The 24,594-nt window shown below is 64.2% G+C and carries 18 protein-coding genes; 15 read left to right on the forward strand and 3 right to left on the reverse strand.

From position 1 onward, the window contains the following. The first annotated feature begins 1,066 nt into the window (after window positions 1-1,066). Complete coding sequence (locus FS665_RS20245) at window positions 1,067-3,544, forward strand: TonB-dependent siderophore receptor (RefSeq protein ID WP_145192626.1); 2,478 nt, start codon at window positions 1,067-1,069, stop codon at window positions 3,542-3,544. Between the two features lie 214 nt (window positions 3,545-3,758). Next, window positions 3,759-4,214 (forward strand): alpha-hydroxy-acid oxidizing protein, encoded by a 456-nt coding sequence (locus FS665_RS20250; protein WP_256675119.1) that lies wholly within the window; start codon window positions 3,759-3,761, stop codon window positions 4,212-4,214. Window positions 4,215-4,291: 77 nt separating this feature from the next. On the opposite strand, the gene FS665_RS20255 is transcribed toward FS665_RS20250, so the two are convergent. Together FS665_RS20255 and FS665_RS20260 are read right to left on the reverse strand one after the other, a co-directional pair. Then, window positions 4,292-5,248, reverse strand: coding sequence for an aliphatic sulfonate ABC transporter substrate-binding protein (locus FS665_RS20255; protein WP_145192632.1), 957 nt, complete (start codon window positions 5,246-5,248; stop codon window positions 4,292-4,294). A gap of 15 nt (window positions 5,249-5,263) precedes the next feature. Further along, a complete protein-coding gene (locus tag FS665_RS20260) occupies window positions 5,264-6,229 on the reverse strand; it encodes an ABC transporter substrate-binding protein (protein WP_145192637.1) in 966 nt (321 codons plus the stop codon). A gap of 199 nt (window positions 6,230-6,428) precedes the next feature. On the opposite strand from FS665_RS20260, the gene FS665_RS20265 reads away from it, so the two are divergent. From FS665_RS20265 to FS665_RS20325, 13 genes are all read left to right on the forward strand, one after another. Further along, window positions 6,429-7,319 carry a LysR family transcriptional regulator gene (locus tag FS665_RS20265; protein ID WP_145192641.1) on the forward strand — a complete coding sequence of 297 codons (891 nt, stop codon included), beginning with the start codon at window positions 6,429-6,431 and terminating at the stop codon, window positions 7,317-7,319. 170 nt (window positions 7,320-7,489) lie between these two features. After that, the gene (locus FS665_RS20270; RefSeq protein ID WP_145192644.1) at window positions 7,490-8,623 is read left to right on the forward strand and encodes an acyl-CoA dehydrogenase family protein; all 1,134 of its coding nucleotides are present in this window, start codon (window positions 7,490-7,492) and stop codon (window positions 8,621-8,623) included. Continuing rightward, complete coding sequence (locus FS665_RS20275; RefSeq protein ID WP_145192647.1) at window positions 8,620-9,564, forward strand: D-isomer specific 2-hydroxyacid dehydrogenase family protein; 945 nt, start codon at window positions 8,620-8,622, stop codon at window positions 9,562-9,564. Before FS665_RS20270 ends, FS665_RS20275 begins: the two co-directional genes overlap by 4 nt. Window positions 9,565-9,581: 17 nt before the next feature. Then, on the forward strand, window positions 9,582-10,376 hold the full coding sequence (locus FS665_RS20280) for a class II aldolase/adducin family protein (protein WP_145192650.1): 795 nt from the start codon (window positions 9,582-9,584) through the stop codon (window positions 10,374-10,376). 68 nt (window positions 10,377-10,444) lie between these two features. Continuing rightward, window positions 10,445-12,064: an ABC transporter substrate-binding protein gene (locus tag FS665_RS20285; protein ID WP_145192653.1), complete on the forward strand. Its 1,620-nt coding sequence runs from the start codon at window positions 10,445-10,447 to the stop codon at window positions 12,062-12,064. Beyond that, on the forward strand, window positions 12,061-13,011 hold the full coding sequence (locus FS665_RS20290) for an ABC transporter permease (protein WP_145192656.1): 951 nt from the start codon (window positions 12,061-12,063) through the stop codon (window positions 13,009-13,011). Before FS665_RS20285 ends, FS665_RS20290 begins: the two co-directional genes overlap by 4 nt. Window position 13,012: 1 nt before the next feature. Continuing rightward, on the forward strand, window positions 13,013-13,927 hold the full coding sequence (locus FS665_RS20295; RefSeq protein ID WP_178108380.1) for an ABC transporter permease: 915 nt from the start codon (window positions 13,013-13,015) through the stop codon (window positions 13,925-13,927). Further along, on the forward strand, window positions 13,924-15,543 hold the full coding sequence (locus tag FS665_RS20300) for an ABC transporter ATP-binding protein (RefSeq protein ID WP_145192659.1): 1,620 nt from the start codon (window positions 13,924-13,926) through the stop codon (window positions 15,541-15,543). The genes FS665_RS20295 and FS665_RS20300 overlap by 4 nt, the downstream gene beginning before the upstream one ends. 72 nt (window positions 15,544-15,615) lie before the next feature. Next, a complete protein-coding gene (locus tag FS665_RS20305) occupies window positions 15,616-16,950 on the forward strand; it encodes an LLM class flavin-dependent oxidoreductase (protein ID WP_145192662.1) in 1,335 nt (444 codons plus the stop codon). 31 nt (window positions 16,951-16,981) lie between these two features. Beyond that, complete coding sequence (locus FS665_RS20310) at window positions 16,982-18,082, forward strand: LLM class flavin-dependent oxidoreductase (protein WP_145192665.1); 1,101 nt, start codon at window positions 16,982-16,984, stop codon at window positions 18,080-18,082. Window positions 18,083-18,713: 631 nt separating this feature from the next. Further along, window positions 18,714-20,276, forward strand: a complete 1,563-nt coding sequence (locus FS665_RS20315) for an NAD(P)/FAD-dependent oxidoreductase (RefSeq protein WP_145192667.1) — start codon at window positions 18,714-18,716, stop codon at window positions 20,274-20,276. Window positions 20,277-20,295: 19 nt separating this feature from the next. After that, the gene (locus FS665_RS20320) at window positions 20,296-20,790 is read left to right on the forward strand and encodes a RidA family protein (RefSeq protein ID WP_178108381.1); all 495 of its coding nucleotides are present in this window, start codon (window positions 20,296-20,298) and stop codon (window positions 20,788-20,790) included. 36 nt (window positions 20,791-20,826) lie between these two features. Then, on the forward strand, window positions 20,827-23,238 hold the full coding sequence (locus FS665_RS20325) for a TonB-dependent siderophore receptor (protein ID WP_145192669.1): 2,412 nt from the start codon (window positions 20,827-20,829) through the stop codon (window positions 23,236-23,238). A gap of 32 nt (window positions 23,239-23,270) precedes the next feature. Here FS665_RS20325 and FS665_RS20330 read toward each other — a convergent pair whose 3' ends face one another. Then, window positions 23,271-24,590, reverse strand: coding sequence for an LLM class flavin-dependent oxidoreductase (locus FS665_RS20330; protein WP_145192671.1), 1,320 nt, complete (start codon window positions 24,588-24,590; stop codon window positions 23,271-23,273). Between the last annotated feature and the right edge of the window lie 4 nt (window positions 24,591-24,594).

Raw genomic sequence — 24,594 nt, forward strand, 5'->3', positions numbered from 1 at the left:
TTAGCGTAGTTAGACGTTTTGGTGCTGAAAAGTAGGCTACCACCGCCCTGGAACGAAATCCAGGGGTACGCATAATGCATATTATGTTAAATAGCGTATTACCTTACTACCTCTTCGGTTTCATCAGCCCCCGATGATCAGACTGTGCCTGAATTGACCACACCCCCTTCGAAGAAATGGCAATTGGCGTCCGATAGTCAGAAAGCAGCTGGCGGATGGTTCCACGTCGACTGTCGCACTCGGAACTGATCAGCTTCAGCACCCTACGCTTAAAGATTCCAAGGGTCGGCGACAGACAGGATGACTTTCACACCGCCACAGCTGGCTGATCTGATGTCAACAGCCACTTAATTGACCCAGAACGATACCAGTGGCAGCCATGGCTCCTCCTCGCAGCCGTGGCTATCTACTCAGACGTTCCACCGCGTGCGTTAGGAGCAACATCGGCCCTTAAGGTGAGGTTTTCAAGCTTCAAAGCCGACGACGCTGGCTCCCCAAGGGCAAGCCCAGGGCAACCTTCATCGGTCTGGTTTGAGAGCCCTCTCTACCCTCGCCTGCGCCATCCGCTGGCTGAAGCAACGGTGCTTAGACCTTGGCGACCTTTTCACTCTACTGGCGATCGTTTTTCTCAACCGCGACTACGTTGGGCTCGGTATAAAAGATCTCACCAGCACGCGTAAAACCTAGTGCACATCACCAGCTTGGCTGATAGCGCGCCGTCCGATGTAAAATGCGGTCAATGCATACAGTAGGATCTAATAGATCAGCAAATATCATAATTAGCTTAGATCCAAAAAGCCTTTTACACGAAAAAAATATAAGAATACGGTCTTACCCGGCCACCTCATCACGCTGGGGCGCCAAGGCGATCGGCACCGATCGCTCACCTTATGCCAGTGATGAGAGACCGACGCTCCATGCCAACGCCCTCACGTTCCCACCCACCCGTGCGCTTCACCCTGCCCCCGACGGCGGGGAACGGACCCTGTACCCGTACAACGGGCCAGTGCTGGCTTAACAAGACGCGGCTCCTGATTGCCGCTTGCCAACACAAGGAAAGTTGACCATGAACCAACGCCCGCCCTTTCCATTGCGATCAGGGCTGACAGCACTCGTCGCCTGCCTGACGCTGCCGCAACTCTCAGCGCTGGCAGCCGATCAGGAAGAGACTCGACTCGATACCGTCTCCGTAATTTCCACCGGCCTGCGTGGACAGCAACGTACTGTCGCCGACAGCCCGACACCCATTGACATCATCAACAGCGAACAACTGCTCAAAACCGGCCGGGCTGAACTGTCGGAGGCCATATCCAAACTGCTGCCATCGTTCAACTTCGGCACCAACATCGCCGGAGTCAACTCACAAGTGCGGCCGCTCAGCAATCGCGGCCTTGGGCCGGCCTACACGCTGGTACTGGTCAACGGCAAACGCCGTCATAACGGCGCTGCCCCTGCCAATGGCAGTACCGACACCAGTGGTGCCAACGCTGTCGACATCGACATGATCCCGATCAGTGCCGTGGACCATATCGAGGTGCTCAAGGACAGCGCCGCTGCCCAATACGGCTCGGACGCGGTAGCGGGGGTAATCAACATCATCCTCAAGAGCAGTGCTTCGGGCGGTCATGCCGAGGCCAGCTACGGTCAATTGTTCTCGGGCCAGGGCGAAACCATCAAGAGCGCTGCTGACCATGGCTTCGCGCTGGCCGACGGGGGCTTCCTGCACCTGTCTGCGGATGCCCGCAAACGCGGTACCGCCACCTGGGTCGGGAAGTCGCCGGACAGCGTCCGTGCTTTTTTCGAGGATGATCGCCAGGCCGCCTGGGATCACGTGAGCACCAAGAACGGCGACCCTGATCTGAAGGCTTTCAACCTGGCCTACAATGCCGAGTTGCCGTTATCCGACGACCTCAAGCTTTACTCCTATGCCACCTATGGCGAGCGCAAGACCGAAGCGAACAATCAGCTGCGAGCGGCCAACGGCGCTGCGTCGATTCCGGCCCTGTTCCCGGATGGCTACTACCCTTTGAACAACCTCAAGGACACCGACTACCAGTTTCTGTTCGGCGGTAAAGGCAGCGCGGCCAGTTGGGACTGGGATCTGTCCACCACCTATGGCCGCGACAATATCGAGCATGCCAGCGACCTGACGGCCAACCCGACCTATGGCCCCGAGTCACCCACCAAGTGGGATGACCTGGCCACATTGCAGTTCGAGCAGTGGGTCAACAACCTGGATATCACACGCCACTTCGATGGGCTTTTCGGTGTTTCCGTACCCACCCAAGTGTCCGCGGGCCTGGAACACCGCTGGGAGCGTTTTCGCACATTTGCCGGCAATGACTCACGTGCCTACAGTGTCGGGCCGTACACCTTCCCGGTCGGGAGCCCGCTGTATGTCGCTAACGGCACGCAACCGTCGACAGGCGCTCAAGGCGTACTTGCAATCCGCCCTCAAGACGAAGCGGATCTGAAGCGCAACAACTACGCGGCCTATCTGGACCTTGGCTTTGACCTCACGCCGAAATGGTATGTCGGCATCGCCGGGCGTGCCGAACACTATGACGACATCAAGGAAAACACCTACAGCTTCAAGCTCAATTCCCGCTACGAACTCACAGACCAGGTTGCCGTCCGGGGTACCTTGGGCTCGGGCTTCCGGGCGCCTTCCCTGACCCAGCTCGGCTACACCGTCACCGATAACCGCACGGCAGCGGATGCCAATGGCAACGCAGTGCCTGCACTGCGCTATACCGCGACGCCCGACAGCCCCGTGGCCCAGGCGCTGGGCGCCACAGACCTGAAACCGGAGAAGTCACGCAACGCGGGCCTGGGTATCACCTGGCAGCCAGCGCCGCGGACTAGCTTCACTGCTGATGCCTATGTCATCGACATCGACGACCGCATCCTGCTCAGCGAGAACCTGTATGACCGCAGCAATGGCAACGGCGCCGTTGGCGACATCCTCGGATCCGTCGGCGTGGCACGCAATACCTGGGTCAGCTACTACACCAACGCCTTCGATACCCGTACTCGCGGCATCGACCTGGTGGCCGATCACAGCAGCCAATTCGGCGCCTGGGGCGATGTGCGCTGGAGTGCGGCCTTCAACTACAACAAGACGACCGTCGAAAGTAGCCGCAGCACGCCGGCCGCGCTGCAGAATGCGGGCGTCAGCGTCGTGGGTCACGCCGCGGAGGGTTTGCTGGTAGCGGCCTCCCCGCGCAGCAAATGGATACTGGGCGCCAACTGGACGCTTGGCAACTTCGCCACCAACTTGCAGACCACCCGCTACAGCAAGGTCGAGACCTGGCAGCAGAACCCTGCACAAGACCGCAGCTTCGGTGCCAAATGGATCACCGACCTCGACCTGTCCTACCTGCTGTTCGACAGCCTGACCCTCAGCATCGGCGGCACCAACATCTTCAACGTGCGCCCTGACAACAATGGCATCACCCAAGCGGCCTACAAGTACAACTATGGATCCCCGCCTTTCCATCCGGGCGGCGGGTTCTGGTACAGCAAGATCGCCTACGACTTCTGACCCCATGCCCAGGTTGCCAAACGTATCGTGCGCGCCTGGCTTGCAAGCCTTGCGCGACAACCACGCTCTTCGCCGGAGGCCAGATGCGATAGCCGTCTGCGAAATTCTTCAACCTGATGGAACTGGAAGACCTTGCCGAGGGCCTCATCGCGCGCCCAGCATTCGACTCCATCGCCCGAGGTGCGGGTGATGGAGTGACATTGGCCTCGACAGCCTGGAATTCGTCCGCACGCACAGTGCCGGTTTGCCTTTGATAGTCAAAGGCGTGACCACCACGGCTGATGCTCGCGCAGTACTCCAGCACGGCGTCGATGCCATACACGTCTCCAACCATGGCGGCCGCCAACTCGATGGCTCGCCAGCAGCGTTCGACTCGTTGCAACGGGTCGCGGATGAAGTCCGGGGCCAGGTGCCCCTCCTTTTCGACAGTGGCATCCGACGTGGCCTGGACGTGTTCAAAGCCATTGCGGCTGGCGCCGACCTGGTTGCCAGAGGGCGCCCGGTCCTCTACGGCCTGGCGCTCAACGGCTGGCAAGGCGTGCAAGCGGTACTCGAACCACTCGAACAGGAACTGCGCATCGTCAGGCAGCTCTGCGGCGCTGCCATGCTCGCGGATATTCGCAACACCCCGTTACTGCACAGCACGTCTGGCTCACAGTCACCCCGCTGACGGCAAGCCAGACGCTCGAAAATGGGGCGCCTTCTTACCAGTAAAATCTCAGTCAGCAGGCTGCCCGTTTGCAACGGTTAGTTCTGCACCGGCTCATAAAGGCTTGCCGACTTGGCATCCACTGCCTTTGGCAGCAGCCCCTCGCGATAGAACGCGTCGGCGATGCGTTGCTGTTCGGCCAGGTTCTCCAGCTTCACCGGCTGCACGTCATAACTGCGCCGTGCGTTGGCCTGCTGCACCGTAGCGCTGTCCAGGTTGCCCCACAACGGGCCCAGGATACGCGCGGCCTCACCCGGGTTTGCCTTGGTCCAGGCCCCGGCCTCGCGCAAGGCAAGGTACACCTGCTGCAGCACCTCGGGATGGGCCTTGGCATAGTCACTACCGGCCAGATAATAGCGCTGGTAGCTGGCCAGTTCGCTGCCATCGGCCAGGATGCGTGCGTTCTGCTGGCGCTGGGCGCTGGCCACGTAAGGGTCCCAGGTCACCCAGGCATCGACCTTGTGGTTCTCGAAGGCGGCTCTGCCGTCGGCGGGAATCAGGTAGGCCGGGGTGATGTCCTTGAAAGTAAGCCCGGCCTTGGCCAGGGCCTGGATCAGCAGGTAGTGGCTGCCGGCCGCTTTGGTTACTGCCACGCGCTTGCCTTTGAGGTCGGCCAGGGTCTTGAGCGGCGAGTCCGCCGGCACCAGAATTGCCTGGGCCGTTGGCGAGGGTGTTTCGCGGGCGAAATAGGTCAGCTTCGCACCCGCCGCCTGGGTAAACACCGGCACGGTGTCGGCGACATCCGCCGACAGGTCGACATTGCCCAGGTTCAGTGCCTCCAGCAGTGGCAGCCCGCTGGGGAACTCATGCCAGCTGACGCGGATGCCTTCGGCCTGCAGGCGCTGTTCAAGGCTGCCACGGGCCTTGAGCAAGGTGAGCAGGGTCGAGGACTTCTGGTAACCGATGCGCAGGGTCTGCTCGGCGCTGGCCAGGTTTGGCAGCAAGGCGCTGGCCAGCAGGGCCAGACCAAGCTGGCGCAAGGCTTTCAATTGCATGAAGGTATCTCCAGATCAGGGTTGCGCGGCGAGTTTGGCGGTATCGGGAAGGGTGAAGCCGCTGGCGAAGGTCGGTGCCACATCGAAACGTTGGTTCATCAGGCCGTGGGCATGATAAAAATCGGCGGTGTCCTGCTGTGCCGCCACGGTCTGGGGGTCGATCACTTGCCAGCGCAGATGGCGTCGCTCGAACTGCAGACGGGCGGCGTCCTCTGGGAAGCCAATGATTGCGGCCAAGGTTTTCGAGTAAGTGTCCAGATGCTGGTTGGCCCACACCTGCGCCTGGGCAAGGCGGTTCAGGTAGTCTTGCAGTGCCGCACGCCGCGCAGGCTCGTCCAGCGCCTTGTCGGTGGCTGCAAGGAAGCTGTTACCACTGGACAGACCGCGACCGTTGACCAGCACACGGCCTTGCCCACTCAGTTCAGCCAACGCGGTGTAAGGCTCCCAAGTCGCCCAGGCGTCCACCGAGCCGTTGGCCAGGGCGATCTTGGCGTCTACCGGCCCCAGAAAACGGAACTCCACGTCCTTCTCGCCAAGCCCGACCTGCTCCAGTGCCTTTAGCGCCAAATGATGCCCAATCGAACCTCGGCCGGTAGCAATGCGCTTGCCCTTGAGCTCTGCTGCACCTTGCAGCGGCGCATCAGGCCGAACCAGCAGCGCTGTCCCGTAAGGGTCTGACTTATCCACGGCGACGGCTTTGACCGGCGCCCCCGAAGCCAGCACGAACAACAGCGGCGCATCACCAATGATACCGGCATCGATCGCCCCGGCATTGAGCGCCTCGGCCAGCGGCGCGGCAGCCGGGAATTCGGCCCAATGGATGTCATAGGGCAAATCGCGCAAGGCGTCGGCAGCCTCCAGCTGAGCCCGCATGTTGCCCTTCTGGTCACCGATGCGCAGGGTCAGGCGCTCTGCGGCGCCTGCCTGGCCAATCAGTACCAGGGCCGCGGCAAGGGTCAGTAGTTTCGTTCGAATGGACATGGCGCTCCTCGCTGCCTGGGCGGGCAGCGTCATGCGGCCCGTTCAGGCGACTCTAGCGACAACCATCAAATAAACTAAATTCATTTTAGGAATAAACTAATATGCGATTTAATCAAATAAAGCCATGCAGATGGCATTACCCGCCATTGCGATTATGCTAATGCCTTATTTTTCCCGTTCGATCTTGTGAGCGCCGATTATGAAAATCGATGATATGGACGCCTTCGTCGCGGTCATCCGTTGCCAGTCGACCAACCTTGCCGCCGAGGCCTTGCAACTGACGCAACCGGCTATTACCCGCCGGGTGCAGAACTTCGAGGAAGACCTCGGCGCCACCCTGCTCGACCGCAACACCAAGCCCCTCAAGCCCACGCCCATGGGGCTGCGGGTATACGAACAGTGCAAGGCGATCCTGCGCGAGATCGACTCACTGCGCGAACTGGTGGCCAACGATGGCGCCCCGTCGGGCACACTGCGCCTGGGCGTACCTCAGACCTTGGGTGATGTGGTGCTGCTTGACGCCCTGGCGCAGATCCGCGAAGCCTACCCACAGCTGCGTACCCAGGTCAGCAGCGGTTGGGGCAGCAGCTTGATCGCGCGCATGGAGAACGGCGAACTGGACGCTGCTGCCGCATTGTTCCCGCCAGGCAAAATCTTCCCCGAGGGTATCGCCAGTCAGTCCATCGCGCGCATGCCGCTGAAGGTGGTGGCGGCCAAGGGCAGCGCGGGCAAGCGTAGCTACAAACTCAAGGACTGCTATACCCGTGGCTGGGTGCTCAACCCTGACGGCTGCGGTTTCCGCGCAGGACTGCAGCGTGCACTGAGCGAACAAGGGTTAAGCCTGTCAATCAACCTGGAGACCTTCGGCACCGAGCTGCAACTGGGGCTGGTCGCCAACGGCCAGGGCCTGGGGTTGGTTCCGCAACCCCTGCTGCTAGCCAGCCGGCATCGCGATGCACTGGACGTGCTCAACGTCAGCGATTTCAAGCCGCAGGTGGATCTGTGGCTGTTCCATCCGCGCTACCTGGGCAATTTGCAGGAGCCCGTGGAACTCTTTGGTGAAGTCGCCGGGCGTAGGTTGCTGAGCTGAGGTCGCCGGGACTGGCGTTGGCCGGCGCTACTAAATGCAATTTGCGCATAACATAGTAAAGGCTAAATTCTTAAAGCAAATAATTAGCATAGAACTAAAAAGACTTTTACAGCGTTCATCCATACGAATACGGTCTTAAGCAATTCACCGTCATTCAGGGATGAAACCCCATGAGTCACCCCTCCGACAACGCCCTCGCCGAGCTGACGCATGCGCTCGCAGCCAATGCCGAGCGCTATGATCGCAGCGGCCAGTTCCCCCGGGACAACTTCGACCTGCTGCAACGTCACGGCCTGCTAGCCCTCACCGTACCCCGCAGTCTCGGCGGCAGCGGCGCTGACCTTGCCAGCGCTCGCCGAGTGATCGGCGCGGTCGGTAAAGGCGACCCGGCCACCGCGTTGATCCTGGTGATGCAGTACTTGCAGCATTTCCGCCTGCAGGACGAAGCGCGCTGGCCGGAGCACCTGCGCCATCGCATAGCCCGCGATGCCGTGCAAGATGGCGCGCTGATCAACGCACTGCGCGTTGAACCCGAACTTGGCACACCTGCCCGCGGCGGCTTGCCCGCCACCGTCGCCCGGCGCACCGCCGAAGGCTGGCGCCTGAACGGGCGCAAGATCTATTCCACCGGTAGCCACGGCCTGACCTGGTACCTGGTCTGGGGGCGCAGCGACGATGCCGACCCCCTGGTGGGCGGCTTTTTGGTGCACCGCGACACGCCAGGGATCACCATCGTCGACGACTGGGACCACCTGGGCATGCGTGCCACCTGCAGCCATGAGGTGCAGTTCGATGAGGTGCTGATCCCGCTCGACCACGCCGTCAGCGTCAGCCCCGCCAGTGCCCCGCAAGCGGAATTCGATGGTCAGGGCCTGCTGTGGATAGCCGTGTTGCTGCCGGCCGTGTATGACGGCGTGGCTCGCGCCGCCCGAGACTGGCTGGCGGGCTTCCTCAAGCATCGCACGCCCTCCAACCTGGGGGCCCCGCTGGCCAGCCTGCCGCGCTTCCAGGATGTGCTGGGTCGCATCGACACGCTGCTGTTCGCCAACCAGAGCCTGCTCGATGCCGCCGTCAACGGGCAAACCGCTGCGCAGCATGCTGGCCAGCTCAAGCACTTGGTCAGCGCCAATGCCATCCAGGCCGTGGCACTGGCCGTCGAGGCCGCCGGCAACCCCGGGCTTTCGAGGCGCAATCCGCTGGAGCGGCACTACCGCGACGTTCTCTGCAGCCGCATTCACACCCCACAGGACGATGTGGTATTCGGCCAGGTCGGCCGCGCCGCACTGACGGAGGTTCGGCCATGAGCCATTCGATCATCGCCAGCCAGCTCGACGCCCAGGCCAACCAGCATCTGCGCGAACAATTGCCAGATCATGAAGTGATCGATATCGCCCCAGGCCAGTTGGCCCTCGAAGCGCCCGCCGATGTGTTCATCCTGCGCCCTGTGAATGTGCGTGGGCAGCGCGTCGACAACCCGCCGCCAGGTTGGCCCTGGGGTTTGAAATGGGTGCAGTTGGTATCGTCGGGCATCGACTTCTACCCCGACTGGGTCTTCAAGGGCGCGCCGGTGACCAGCGGCAAGGGCGCCAACGCCGAGCAAGTGGCCGAGTTCGCGCTGGCCTTGGTGTTCGCCGCTGCAAAGCAACTACCAACGCTTTGGGTCAAGGACGCCGACTGGCGCCTGACCCCCCTGGCGCCGCTGCGCGGCCGCACCCTGGGCATTCTTGGCTTCGGCAACATTGGCCAGAGCCTGGCGCGCAAGGCCGTGGCACTCGGCATGCGGGTGCTGGCGCTGAGTCGCCCGGGCCAGCCAATCGTCGAAGTGCCGGGCGTGGAACGTGCCGACGACCTGCGTCAACTGTTCGCTGGCAGCGACCACCTGGTGCTGGCCGCCCCGCTCACCCCCGCCACTCGCGGCCTGATCGACCGCCAGGTGCTGAGCGACGCCCGCCCTGGCTTGCATCTGATCAATATCGCCCGGGGTGGTCTGCTCGACCAGCAGGCCCTGCTGGAGGCCCTGGACAGCGGCTTGATCGGCCGTGCCAGCCTGGATGTCACCGACCCTGAGCCGCTTCCCGTCGGCCATCCGCTGTATCACCACCCACGGGTGTTCCTGTCGCCACATACCTCGGCCATTTCAGAGGAGGGTTACCCCGCCTTCCTCGAAGCTTTCATCGCCAACTTCCACCGCTACCGCGAGCAGGCGGCCCTGGCCAACCTGGTCGACACCGCACGCGGCTACTGATTACCGGAGAGCACACCATGAGTTCACTGTCTGCCATCACCCCCCGTTCCGATAATGTGCGCGACCGGGTCAGCGCCGAAGAGTGGGAGGTGCGCGTCAAGCTGGCTGCAGCCTACCGCCTGGCGGCCTTGTTCCGCTGGACCGACCATATCTACACGCATTTTTCCGCCCGCGTGCCGGGGCCGGACGAGCACTTCCTGATCAACGCCTTCGGCCTGCTGTTCGATGAAATAAGCGCTTCAAACCTGGTCAAGGTGGACGTCGACGGCACGATCATCGACGACCCACTGGGCCTGGGTATCAACCAGGCCGGCTATGTGATCCACAGCGCCATTCACCGCGCCAGGCCCGACCTCAAGGCCGTGCTGCACACCCACACCCGCGACGGTGCGGCGGTGTCGGCCCAGCGCGACGGCCTGCTGCCGATTTCCCAGCACGCCCTGGCCTACTACAGCCGGGTGGTTTACCACGATTACGAGGGCGTGGCCCTGGACCTGGACGAGCAGCAGCGGCTGGTGGCCAACCTGGGTAACAGCAACATCCTCATCCTGCGCAACCACGGGCTGCTCACCGGGGGCATCAGCGTAGAACACGCGTTCCGCGAACTGCATGGGCTGGAGCGGGCCTGCAACATCCAGGTGGCGGCACAGGCCGGGGGTAATGAGCAGCTGTTGCATGCGCCGCTAACGGCGATTGCCAAGGTGCATGAGCAATCGAAGCGGTTTGCCGATGGCAAAGGGGAAGGCATCCAGCGGCATTGGGATGCCTTGATCCGGCAGTTGGACCGTGAGGGCCGTGATTATCAGGACTGACAGCTGTTCGTTGGCTGTGCCGGCCTCTTCGCGGTGCAGCATAACCCACTCTCATGAAGGACCACCCCATGCCCCCACTGCACCGCCTGTTCGCCATCGGCTCCCTGGCCCTGGCCCTCACCGCATGCTCGCCCGCCGACAACAGCACCACCGGCAAAACCCTCAGCGTTGCGTTCTGGGGCGACAACACCACCCTGGTCAGCGTCGACCCCTTCCAGGTCTACTGGCTGGAACACCGCGTGCTGCTGCGCAACGTCGCTGAATCCCTCACCGACCAGGACCCGGACAGCGGGCGTATCATTCCGTGGCTGGCGAAAAGCTGGGAGATCAGTGCCGACGCCCTGAACTACACCTTCCACCTGCGCCAGGACGTCACGTTCAGCAATGGCGAGCGCTTCGATGCACACGCCGTGAAAGCTGCATTTGACAGCAACAAAGCCTTCGCCACCCAGTTGCCCGCCACTTTTGGTGCCACTTACCTCGCCGGCTACGACCACGCCGAGGTCATCGACGACTTCACCGTGCGGCTGGTGCTGTCACGGCCCAATGCAGGCTTCCTGCAGGCTACTTCCACCACCAACCTGGCGATCCTCGCCCCGGCCTCCTACCAGTTGACCGCGCAAGAGCGTTCGCTGGGCAACATCATCGGGACCGGCCCGTTCATCCTCGACCACTACACCCCCGAGGTCGGCGCGCGCCTGGTCAAGCGTTCCGACTACGCCTGGCCGTCGGCCAACATGCGCAACCAGGGCCCTGCACACGTGGAGGCCGTGGACATCAGCTACATCCCAGAAGAAAGCGTGCGCAATGGCCTGTTTCTGCAGGGCAAGGCCGACATCCTGTGGCCACGCAACCCTTTCTCGGAAGTCGACCTCAAACTGTTCCAGTCCAAGGGCGCGACCATCCAGAGCCGCTCGCTGCCAGGCCCGGCGCTGAATCTCTACCCCAACACCCGCAACGACCGTCTGCTGGCCGACCGCCAGGTCCGCCTTGCGCTGCAGAAAGCCATCGATCGCACCAGCTACGCGCACACGGTGTACAACGCAGCGTTCCCGGTGGTGAGCGGCGTGTATGACGTTACCACACCGTATTTCAAACCCCAGGCCAGCAAGCTGGCCTATGACCCCAAAGCCGCCGAGCAACTGCTTGACGCCGCCGGCTGGCGCAAGGGCGAGGATGGTTACCGGCACAAGAACGGCCAGCGCCTGACCCTGCGCTACAACATTACGCCGGCCGAAAGCGCCGGAGACGTGCTCGTCCAGGACCAACTGCGCAAGGTCGGTATCGATCTCAAGCTGAATGTGCTGACCCGTGCCGAATGGGTGGCGGGCAACGCAGCCGGCACTTATGACCTGACGTCCACCTACATGACCCGCGCCGACCCGATCATCCTGCAGACCATCCTCGACCCCCGCTCGGCCAACAGCGCCACGGTGGCCACCAACACCTACGAGCCCCACACACTGGCCAAGGCTCAGGTACTGTTCGACAACGGCATCACCGCCACCGCCGATCCGCAACGGGCTCAAGCCTATGGCCAGCTGCAGGACCTGCTGATCGACGAAGCCTCAGCGTTCCCGCTGTACGAGCGCGTCTGGCAGGCCGCCACTGCGCCGCGCGTCAAGGACTTCCGCTGGACCGCCGAAGGCATCGCCCTGTTCAGCGACATCCAGGTCGGCCAGCCATGAAGCGCTACCTGACCGGCCGCATCGGCCAGGCGCTGCTGGTGCTGTGGGGCGCCTACACGATCACCTATTTCATTCTCTACCTGCTACCCGGCGATACCTTGGCGATCATGCTCAGCGCCTCCGGCATGGAGGCCGACGGCCTGTCGTCCGAGGACCTGGCCAAGGCGCGCGCTTACTACGGGTTGGACAAAGGGCTGTTCGAGCAGTACTTCAACCTGCTGTGGCGCGCGTTGCACGGCGATCTGGGGCAGTCGCTGTCATTGGGACGGCCGGTCACCGCGCTGCTGGCCGAGCGCCTGCCGCAAACCTTGGCGCTGGCGGGCTCTGCCATCGTGCTGTCGTTACTGGCCGGGGTCGGTTTGGCCTACCTGACCGCCTACCTGCAATGGCGGCCGCTGAAAACGGCACTCGCCCGCCTGCCCTCGCTGGGCTTTTCGGTGCCGGTGTTCTGGATGGGCCTGCTGCTGATCCAGGTGTTCGCCTTCGCCCTGGGCTGGTTTCCGGCTACCGGTAGCCAGGGCCTTGCCAGCCTGGTACTGCCAGCAATCACCCTGGCGATACCCAGCGCCGCCGTTTACGCCCAGGTGTTGCAACGCGGCTTCCAGGGGGTGTGGCAGGAACCGTACATCGCCACCGCCTTCGCCAAAGGCCTGAGCAGGGCCCAGGTACAGGCCCGTCACGGCCTGCGCAACGCCGCCCTGCCGCTGCTGACCCTGGTCGGCCTGCAGGTCGGCAACACGGTGTCCGGCGCAGTGCTGGTGGAGACCATCTTCTCGCGTAACGGTGTCGGCCGCCTGGCACAGGAGGCCGTGCTGCGCCAGGACATCCCGGTAGTGCTGGCGATCGTCGCGGTATCGGCCACTGCGTTCGTGGTGGTCAACCTGATCGTCGACTTGCTCTACCCCTACCTCGACCCGCGCATCACCCATACGGCCAAGGTGAACTGAGATGACCATCGATATCCCCCTGACCCCGAGCGACAACGCGACTGCCGGGGGCGAGGCACGCCCTGCGCTCACCTGGAAGCGTCGCACACGCTTGCAGCGCGCCCAGCAAAGCTTGATCCCGTTGCTGCGCCGGCCCGGCTTCAGCCTGGCGCTGCTGATCGTGCTGTTTGCTTTGCTCGCCGCGCTTGCACCCCAACTGCTGACCAGTTTCGACCCGTATGCCACGTCGCCCGCCGACAAGCTCAGCGCCCCCGGCATGGTGCACTGGTTCGGCACCGACGAGCTGGGCCGCGACCTGTATACCCGGGTGGTATACGGCGCACGCCTGTCGGTGATGGCCGCGCTGCTGGCGGTGGCCATCGCCCTGTTCGGTGGCCTTGGTCTTGGTGTACTGGCGGGTTTTGCCGGTGGGCGCGTCGACGCTGCCCTGATGCGCCTGATTGACGTGTTGCTGGCCCTGCCCGGCCTGCTGCTGGCGCTGGCCATTGTCACTGCCATCGGCTTCGGCACAGTGCCTGTGGCCGTTGCCGTGGGCGTCGGGATCATCCCGGGCTTCGCTCGCACCACCCGTGCCGAAGTGCTGCGGATCAAGACCCTGCCCTACGTCGAAGCTGCACGCCTGGGAGGCGCCAGTTGGGCGCGCGCACTGCTGCGCCACGTGCTGCCCAACGCCTGGGGCCCGGTGGCAGTGCTCGCCACCCTGGACTTCGGCGCCGCCATCCTGGCCACCGCCGGGCTCAGCTTTCTAGGCTTCGGCGCGGCTCCGCCAGCAGCGGAATGGGGCACGTTGATCGCCAACGGCCGCCACTTCCTCATCACCGCGCCTTGGGTATCCCTGCTGCCGGGGCTGTTCGTGGTGGCCGTGGTGTTCAGCCTCAACCACCTGGCGCGCAGCGCCGAGGAGCATGCCCGATGAGCCAGTCGCCCTTGATCGAGGTACGCGACCTGAGTGTCAGCTACGCCTTCGCCGGGCAACGCACCCAGGCGGTAAGGAGGCTGTCGTTCAACCTGGCCCAAGGCGAAACCTTGGCCATCGTCGGCGAGTCCGGTTCGGGCAAGTCGACCCTGGCCAACGCCCTGCTCGGCCTGTTGCCGGGCAATGCCCGCATCGATCAGGGCCAGCTGCGGGTCGACGGCGTCGATATGGCCCAGGCCGACGAGCGTATCAGGCGCCAGTTGCGCGGGCGTTTCGTCGGCCTGGTGCCGCAGGACCCGATGGTCAGCCTCAACCCCACCCTGCGCATTGGCCGCCAGATCGCCGAGGCCCTGGTGCTGGCCCGCGGCCGACGCTACCCCGAGGTGGACAGCGAAGTCCTCGCATTGCTGGCCCAGGTTGGCCTGGATGAGCCGGCGCTGCGGGCTCGCCAGTACCCCCACGAATTGTCTGGCGGCATGCGCCAGCGGGTGCTGATCGCCATCGCCCTGGCGGGCGAGCCGCGGCTGATCATTGCCGACGAGCCCACCAGTGCGCTGGATGTCACGGTGCAGCGGCGCATTCTCGATCACCTGCAACAACTGGTGGCCGAGCGTGGCATCTCGTTGCTAATCATCACCCATGACCTGGGCATGGCATGCGACCGCGCCGACCGCCTGCTGGTGATGAAGCAGGGTGAGCTGATCGAGCATGCATCCCCCAGGCAAATACTCTGGGGGGCACAGCACCCCTATACCCGTGATCTGCTCAATGCGGCGCCGGCCTTCGTGCCGCGGCGCAGGCCCGGCGAGTTGACGAGCCAGGTGCCGCTGCTGCGCCTGCGCAACGTCGGCAAACGCTTTGCGCTGCCAGGGCAGCAGGCTGACTTCACTGCCCTGCATGACCTGAACCTTGACGTGCACGCCGGCCAGACCCTGGCCATCGTAGGCGAGTCTGGCTCAGGCAAAAGCACAGCGCTGCGTATTGCCCTGGGGCTGGACAAACCCAGCCAAGGGCACGTCGAGTTCGCTGGCGAAGATGTCAGCGGGTTCAGCTGGCGGCAGTTCCGGCCCCTGCGTCGGCGCATCCAGCTGGTGCAACAGAACCCGTTTGCCGCACTCGACCCGCGTTTCACTGTGTTCGACAGCATCGTCGAGCCGCTGGTGTCATTCGGCCTGCTCAAGGGCCGGGCGCTGGAGAGCAAGGCCCGCGAGCTGATCGCCAGGGTGCACCTGCCGGTGCACTTCCTCGACCGCCTGCCGCGGGAGTTGTCCGGAGGCCAGCGCCAACGGGTGGCCATTGCCCGGGCTCTGGCCCTGGAGCCAGAGGTTTTGCTGCTCGACGAACCGGTCAGCGCACTGGACGTATCGGTGCAGGCACAGATCCTCGCCCTGCTGGATGAACTGCAGCGCGACTTGGGCATTGCGTACGTACTGGTCTCCCACGACCTGGCGGTGGTGGCAAGCATGGCCGACCAGGTGCTGGTGCTTCGGCGCGGGCAGGTGGTCGAGCAAGGCACGGCGATGCAGGTGTTCGGCCAACCGGCCAGCACCTACACCCGAGCGCTGATCGAGGCAATACCAGGGCATTCGCGCAGCGTTCTGCCCGTGGCGGTTTGACCGTTGTGCCACGCGGCACGGGCGTGCCGCGCGGATCAGACATTGAGGCCTATCTGGCCAGAGGTAATGAACATGCGCAAACGACAGATCCATCTCGGTGCAATGATCCATGGTGTCGGCCACGGCTGGGGCGAATGGCGTCACCCCAGGGCACTGGCCGACGCCAGCGTCAATTTCGGCTACTACAAGCAACAGGCGCAACTGGCGGAGGCTGCGAAGTTCGACTTCGCCTTCATTGCCGACAGCCTGCACATCCACGCCCGCTCCAGCCCCCATTACCTCAATCGCTTCGAGCCGCTGACCATCCTCTCGGCGCTGGCAGCTGTCACATCCCACATCGGCCTGGTCGCCACGGTCACGGTCAGCTACACCGAGCCCTTCCAGGTCGCCCGCCAGTTCGCCTCGCTGGACCTGATCAGCGGCGGTCGCGCCGGCTGGAACGTGGTCACATCGTGGCTGTCGGGTACCGCCGACAACTTTGGCAAGGAGGAACACCCACCCCATGCCGTGCGCTACCGCATCGCCCGGGAACATGTCCAGGTAGTCCAGGGCTTGTGGGACTCGTGGGAGGACGACGCCTTCACCCGCAACAAACAGACCGGCGAGTTCTTCGACCCGGCCAAGCTGCACACCCTGGGCCACCAGGGCGAGTTCTTCAAGGTCAAGGGCCCACTGAACATTCAGCGCTCTCCCCAAGGACAACCGCTGATCTTCCAGGCCGGAGTGTCGGAGGACGGCCGCAATTTCGCCGCGCAGAACGCCGATGCAATCTTCGTCAACCCCGAGTCGTTCGATGATGCCCGCGCTTACTACCAGGATCTCAAACAGCGCGCCGCCGGCCATGGCCGCGACCCGGAGCAACTGTTCATCCTGCCGGGCATCCGCCCGATCGTGGGCCGCGATGAAGCCGAGGTCGAGCGTCGCTACCAGCAGGCCGTAGACCTGGTCAGCATCGAAGACGCCCTGGTTGCCCTGGGCCGACCTTTCAACGACTACGACTTCAGCCAGCATGACCTGGATGCGCCCTTCCCCGATCTGGGCACACTCGGCGACAACAGCCATAAAGGCACTGCCGACCAGTTGAAACGACTGGCCCGCGACGAGGGCCTGAGCCTGCGCGAAACAGCCTTGCGCTTCTCGCGCCCGCGCCGGGACTTCACAGGTACCCCAGAGCAAGTTGCCGATGCCTTGCAGGCCTGGTTCGAGGGCGCCGCCGCCGATGGTTTCATCATCAACGCGTTGCTGCCCGATGGCCTGCAGTACTTCACCGAACTGGTAGTACCCCTGCTGCAGGCGCGCGGTCTGGTGCGCAGCGAGTACACCGGCAGCACGTTGCGTGACAGCTTTGGCCTGAGCGTACCGACCAACCGCAATAGCCAACGTCGCAGCCAGACCGCCGTCGCCTGACGGCTGCCCCCTTGAAAAGGAGTTCCACTACATGACCCTCGAATTCATTGGCCTCATCGGCCCCCAGGAAAGCAGTGAATCCCAGGCGCCCCGGGGCCCGCTGGTTGATCTGGACTTCATCAAGGCCTTCGCCCAGGCCCAGGAATACGCCGGCTTCGACAAAGCCCTGCTTGCGGTCAACACCAGTGCACCGGACTCGATGATCCTGGCCAGTTACGTCGCTGCGGTGACCGAGCGCATCGGCCTGCTGGTGGCGCACCGCCCCGGCTTCCAGGCCCCGACCTTCGCCGCTCGCCAGTTCGCCACGCTCGACCAGCTTAGCCGTGGGCGGGCCTCGATCAACGTGATCACCGGCGGCGACAGCGGCGACCTACAGCGCGACGGCGACTTCCTCGACAAGGGTGCCCGCTATGCTCGCACCGACGAATACCTGGAGGTGCTGCACAATACCTGGACGCAGACCACGCCGTTCGACCACCACGGGGCGCATTACCGGGTGGAAGACAACCTGACCCTGGTCAAACCCGTGGGCAAGCTGCCCGTCTACTTCTCTGGTGCATCGGACGCGGCAGTGGAAGTCGCGGCCCGACACGCCGACGTATACATGATGTGGGGTGAGCCGCTGGAGCAAGTGCGCGAGCGCATTGCCCAGGTACGCAAGGTGGCTGCCCGATACGGGCGGGAGAATCATATCCGCTTCAGCCTCTCGTTACGGCCGATCCTCGGTGCAACGGAAGATAAAGCCTGGGCGCGGGCCGAGCGCATCCTGGCCGACGCTCAGCAGCGCATTGGCATCCGCCAAGGCAACCGCCGCGAGAAGAACTTCGGCAAGAGCAACGCCGGTTCCGAGCGCCTGGTGCAGCTGGCAGGCCAGCGCAAGGTGCATGACACCCGGCTGTGGACCGAGATCGCGGCTTTGGGCGGAGGCGCCGGCAACTCCACCTCGCTGGTGGGTACCGCTGAGCAGGTGGCCGAGGCCGCGCTGGCCTACTACGAACTGGGCGTGAGCACTTTCCTATTTCGCGGGTTCGAGCAGTTGCGCGATGCCGTAGAGTACGGGCAGGAGCTGATCCCGCGGATTCGTGCGCTGGTTGCCCGTCAAGAAGCCGGTCGCAGCACCCGCTCTGCCTAGCAGGCCAATCCTTCCTGACAGACCATGGTGGAGCGGCATCAGCGCCCACCGAAATAGACCGCCATACCAACAAGGCGGTCCCTGTAGGCTTCACAGGAGGGACTGAGAAACCAACTGTAGGAGCGGATTTGTCCGCGATGCGCCGCGCGGGCGGCGCTCGATCTCATGCGCGCTGCAAAAACACCGGCGCACACTGGCAGCCTTCACCTTGTCTGACGGCAGGCACCTATGGGCCCTGACCGAATCCTGATCGGACAGGGTTGGCAATGATAAATCCGCTCCTACATCTGTTTCGGGCCAGCCCCTCCTGTGAAGCCATCAGGAACCGCCTTGGTGCATGACCGGAGACAGGTGGAGCAGCATCAGTGCCCACCGGGATGCATCGCCATGCGGGCAAGCGGGCTGTAATAACATCAGTTTTTAGCATTTAGGAAATACGAATTATCAATAATAAACATAATTAACTTAGAACCAAAAAGCCTTTCACACTCCAGTGAAAGTCCATTAGGTTCTGTAAACCGACCCCCAACATGGCGGAGGCAAATGGATTTGTGCCAGCCGCCGTCGGGTCCTTCCCTCGATCCGCCCGCCCGTTGCGCACATCCGAACCCAACCTTTCGGAGCATGCGACATGGGTTTGTCCCGTAGAGACCTGATTACCCGACTCGCCGCCATTGGCGGCTATTCGGCAGCCCTAGGCGCGCTGGGGCACAATGCCCTGGCCACCACCTTCGAACCCCTGCAACTGGCAGCAAACGGCGGCAACGGCAAGCGCGTGGTGATTATCGGCGCTGGCATTTCCGGCCTGGTATCGGCCTATGAGCTGCGCAAGGCCGGCTTTTCGGTCACCGTACTGGAAGCCCGCGAGCGCGTCGGCGGCCGGGTCTGGACCTTGCGCCAGGGCGACCGCATCGAGCACAACGACGGCAGGTCGCAAACCGTCGAGTTTGACCCAGGCCATTTCTTCAACGCCGGCGCCGCACGCCTACCCAGCCATCACCTGACTATCCTTGGCTATTGCCGCGAGCTGGGCGTGGAGCTGCAGGTGCTGGTCAACAGCAGCCGCAACGCCCTGGCCCAGCCAGACCTGGCACGCCCACCGCTGCTGCTGCGCCAGGCGGTCAACGACACCCGCGGGCACTTCAGCGAATTGCTGGCGCGCAGCGTCAGCCGCAACAGCCTCGATGCCGAGCTCAGCAGCAGCCAGCGCAAGGCCTTGCTCGAATTCCTCAAGGTCTACGGCGACCTCGACAGCCAACAGCAATACCGCGGCTCGGTGCGCGCCGGCTACACCCGCTTCGCCGGCGCCGGCAACCAAACCCCGGTGCAGCGCCAGCCGGTGCCCCTGGACCAGCTGCTCGACAGCAACCTGCTGCTGCCGTTGGTGTTCGACGAGATCCCCGAGTTCTCCTCGACCATGTTCCAGCCGGTTGGCGGCATGGATCAGATCCCCAATGCGTTTTACCGCCACGTCCATGACAGCGTTCGCCTGGGCGCCGAAGTGCTGGCGGTGGAGACCGGTGACGCTGGTGCCAAGGTGAAGTGGCGCGACCGCAAGACAGGTCAGCAGCATGTCCATCACGCCGACTACGCCATCGTCACCCTGCCCCTGCCGCTGCTGGCCAAGCTGCCGAACAACTTCGACAACGCCTTCAAGCAAGCCATCGCCAGTGCCGAAGGCGACAAGGCCAACAAGGTCGCCTGGCAATCACCGCGCTTCTGGGAAACCGACTTTCAGATCTACGGCGGGCTCAGCTACATCAACCACGAAGCCCGCACCCTGTGGTACCCCAGCGACCACCTCAACAGTGCTCAGGGCGTACTGGTCGCCACCTACAACACGGGTGCGGTGGCCCAGCAGTTCGCCGGCAAGTCGCAGCAGGCGCAGATCGCCTCCTCGCGCCAGGCGGTGGAATCGCTGCACCCCGGCCACAGCGCCAAGCTGGGCCGGCCGGTAGTGGTGAACTGGTCGAAGATCCCGTTCAGCGAAGCGCCGTGGATCGTCCACGACGAAGTCGCCCAACCCGGCTACGACCTGCTCAACCAGCCCCAGGGCCGCACCTGGCTGGCCAGCGACGCCCTGGCCCATGGCGGCGTCGGCATCTGGCAGAACAGCGCCGCCGAATCCGCGCGCCGGGTGGTTGGCCTGATCGCCCGCCATGCCAGCCAGACCACCCGCGGCGCCGCCGCCTGACCCCCAAGGAACCCTCGCCATGCCTCGTCTTCTACTGCTTGCCGGAGCCCTCATGTCGCTGACCCTCAACGCCCACGCCGATAGCATCAAGCGTGTCGCCGCGCCCGGCTCCAACTTCCCCATCTCGCAACTGGTCACCGTGCCGGCCGGCAGTCAGCTGACATTCGTCAGCGGCACACTGCCGGACATTGCCGACCCCAAGGCGGCCAAGGGCAGTATCGCCGCGCTGGGCAATACCGAAACCCAGACCCGCTCGGTGCTGAACAAACTGCGCACGGCGCTGCAAGGCCAAGGCCTAGACCTGGGCGACATCGTCCAGCTTCGGGTGTTCCTGGTGGGCGACCCAGCCAATGGCGGCGCCCTCGACTTCGCAGGGCTGCAAGCGGCCTACACCGAGTTCTTCGCCACCTCCCAGCAACCGCGCACACCGGCTCGCACGGCGATCCAGGTGGTGGCCCTGCCGCTGCCGGGCGCGCTGGTGGAGATCGATGCCATCGCCGCCAAGGCGCCGTAAGTGCGCACCGCCAATGCCAGACAAGGAACTGCGTGCATGAAGCAAGCTTTCAATACTGCCCCCTTTCTCAGCGTGGCCCTGGCCGCCGGCCTGCACACCGCCCCCGGCCTGGCCGAAGAACCCGCCGCCCAGGCCCTTGGCACGGTGATCGTCACCGGCAACCGTGGCAGTGAGAAACGTACCGTCACCAGCAGCCCGGTACCCATCGACGTAATCAGTGCCAAACAATTGCAGGAAACCGGCAAGCCCGGCCTGATGGAGGCGCTCAGCGCCAGCGTGCCGTCGCTGACCCTGCCGGAGAAAACCGGCTGGGACGCCAGCGGCATGGCCCGTGCACCGAGCCTGCGTGGCCTCAACGCCGCCCAGGTGCTGGTGCTGGTGAACGGCAAGCGCCGCCACACCAGCGCCACCCTGAACATCAGCGGCATCAACGCCGGCGCCGCGCCCAGCGACCTCGACCTGATCCCCATCAGTGCCATCGACCACGTCGAGGTGCTGCGTGACGGCGCCGCGGCCCAGTATGGCTCCGACGCCATCGCCGGGGTGATCAACGTGATCCTCAAGGCCGACACCAGCGGCACCGCCGTGAGCACTGCGGGCCAGGGCTACGATGGCAAGAAACAGACCGTGCAGCAAAGCCTGAACAAGGGCTTTGAAATCAGCCACGAAGGCATTCTCCAACTGGCACTCGACGCCCGCAGCCAGAACGACGACAACAAGGCCAGTGCCAACGGCTACAGCCAGGCCGAAGCCCTCGACCGCGCCGGCAAGGTCACCTATGGCGGCTACGGCACGCCGAAGATCAACCTGCTGACCCTGGGCTACAACGCCGAGCTGCCCCTGCAGGACGGCCTGACCCTGTACTCGTTCAGCACATGGTCGTACCGCAAGGCCGAACAGGGCCAGAACTTCCGACTGCCGACCATCGTCAACACCATCACCACCGGGCCGAACGGGCGCCCGTCCGGCTACACACCCACCTGGTACATCGAGGAATACGACTACCAGGCGGCCGTCGGCGCCAAGGGCTTTGTCGGCGAATGGGACTGGGACCTGTCCAGCACCTACGGGCGCAACCAGGCCGAGCAAGGCACCTGGAACAACCAGAACCCTTCGCTGGGCGAAGCCACGCCCGACCATTTCGAGTCCGGCACCTGGGTCAGCTCGCAACTGACCAGCAATCTTGATCTGCGCCGCAGCTTCGAGGTGGGCCTGGCCAAGCCGCTGGACTTCTCCTGGGGCCTGGAGCAGCGCCGCGACACCTACCAGGTGCAAGCTGGCGATTGGGCCAGCTGGGCCGATGGCGGCTACTGCGCGGCGCCGGGCAACTGCGCGGCCTCCGGCGCCCAGGTCACCAACGGTATCTCCCCGGCCGAAGCCAGCAGCGCCAGCCGCAACAGCTACGCCGGCTACCTGGACGTGGGCTTCAACCTGCTGCCGCAGTGGTATTGGGGCGCGGCCCTGCGCTACGAGCACTACGACCGCGGCATCGGCGCCACCCGCAGCGGCAAGCTGACCACGCGCTACGAGCTGACACCGGAACTTGCACTGCGGGCCACGGTGAGCAACGGCTTCCGCGCCCCGTCGCTGGCCAACAGCCTGTTCAGCGCCCGCTCCACCACCTACGGGGTGGTCGATGGGGTGTACCAGTCGATCAACTATGGTGTGCTGCCGGTGGACTCGGCGGCCGCCAAGGCCTTGGGCGCCGAAGCGCTGAAGCCGGAAAAGTCCACCAACTACAGCCTCGGGATGGCCTGGCAGCCCAGCGAGCGCCTGGCCTTCACCGCCGACGCCTACCTGATCAACGTTCGCGACCGCGTCACCCTGACCGGCACGCTGCTCGGACCGGAAGTGACCCAGACCCTGCTGGCCAACGGCATCGACTCGACGTCGGGCGGCCAGTACTTCACCAACGGCGCCAACACCCGCACCAAGGGCCTGGACTTGGTGAGCAGCTACGACCAGGACCTGGGCGGCGCCGGCAGCGTGAAGTGGACCGCGGCGTTCAACTGGAACGACACCGAGATCCTCGACTACAAGGAAAGCGTGAACATCCTCGGCACCTCCTACGAGTTGATGAACCGTCAGGCGCGCAACTTCCTCACCGATGTGCAGCCGCACACCAAGCTGATTCTCGGGGGCAACTGGCGCCTGGACAGCTACCGGGTCAACCTGGGGCTGACCCGCTACGGCTCGTGGCGCGAGGTGAACGCGGCCAATGACCGCTCGCTGGACCGCGAGTACAAGGCACGCTGGATCACCGACCTGGACGTGGGCTATCAGCTGACCAAGGACCTGGAAGTGGCGATCGGGGCACGCAACCTGTTCGATGTCTACCCCGAGCGCCAGGCGCCGAGCAGCAAGACCATGGTCAAGGGGTACGGGGCGTATTCGCCTTATGGGTTCACCGGGGGGTATTACTTCGGGCGGGTGACCTACAACTTCTGATGGTGTCGGGGCCGCCAGGCGGCCCCGGCGATCTAGCGGCTGAAACGCGGAATCGGCAACCCCAGACTCTCGCGCAGGGTGCTGCCCTCATAGGCCGTGCGGTAAACCCCTCGTTCCTGCAGCAACGGCACCACCTCTTCGGTAAACCGGCGGAACTGCCCGGGGTGGCCGATGTAGATATTGAACCCGTCCAGCGCCCGCGCCTCGAACCACTCGGCCATCTTCGCCGCCACGGTTTGAGCAGACCCGACGAAGGCTCCCGGGCGCAACTGGCGGCCGAACTCGACGGCCTGGCGCAGGCTGAAACCCTTGTCCCGGGCCTGGTCGGCGATGCGCTTGGCGTTGGTGAAGAAACTGCTGCGGGCGAACTCCAGACTCTCTTGGGGGAACGGCGCATCGAGGTCGTACTGGCTGAAATCATGCCAGCCGAAATTGCGCCCGAACTCCTTCAGCGCCAGTTCGAAGCTATGATCGAGCTGGTGGTAGCGCCGTTCGATCTCGCGGGCATGCTCGTCGCTGTCGCCCACGTAGATTTCCGCCCCTGGCAACACCAGCAATTGCTCCGGATCGCGCCCCAGGCGCACGGCGCGGGCCTTGATGTCGCGGTAGAACGCTTGGCCCTGCTCAAGGCTGGCGGCATGGGTGAACACCACATCGGCGGTGGCGGCCCCGAGGTCGCGGCCCTGTTCGGAATCGCCCGCCTGGAAGATCACCGGCTGGCCCTGGGGAGAGCGCTGGATGTTCAGCGGCCCGACCACCGAAAAGTGCTCGCCCTTGTGGTCGAGGGCGTGCAGCTTGGCCGGGTCGAGGAAGCGGCGACTGGCGCGGTCGCGCGGGAAGGCATCGTCCTCGTACGAATGCCACAGGCCCTGCACCACCTGCACATGTTCCTGGGCCCGGGCATAGCGGGTGTCGTAGTCGTAGTGCTCGTCCAGCCCGTAGTTGCCGGCAGTGCCGGCATCGCCGCTGGTGACCACGTTCCAGCCGGCGCGGCCTTTGCTGATCAGGTCCAGCGAGGCCAGGCGGCGGGCAACGTTGAACGGCGCATTGTAGGAGGTGGTCAGGGTACCGACCAGGCCCAGATGACGCGTGCTGACCGCCAGCGCAGATAGCAGGGTCAGCGGTTCCAGGCGGTTGAGGTAGTGCGACGGCGAGCCAGGCGTGATGAACTGGCTGTCGACGATGAACATCAGGTCGAACAGCGCCGCCTCGGCTTGGCGGGCGATGTCGATGTACCAGTCGATGTTGACGCTGGCGTCGGCCGGCAGCTCGGAATCGAGCCACAGGTTGTGCCGACCGGGGCCGCCGCAGCCCATGGTCAGGGCGCCGAGTTTGATCTGTCGTTTGCTCATGGGC

Source organism: Pseudomonas sp. URMO17WK12:I11 (assembly GCF_007677725.1).
Classification (GTDB): domain Bacteria; phylum Pseudomonadota; class Gammaproteobacteria; order Pseudomonadales; family Pseudomonadaceae; genus Aquipseudomonas.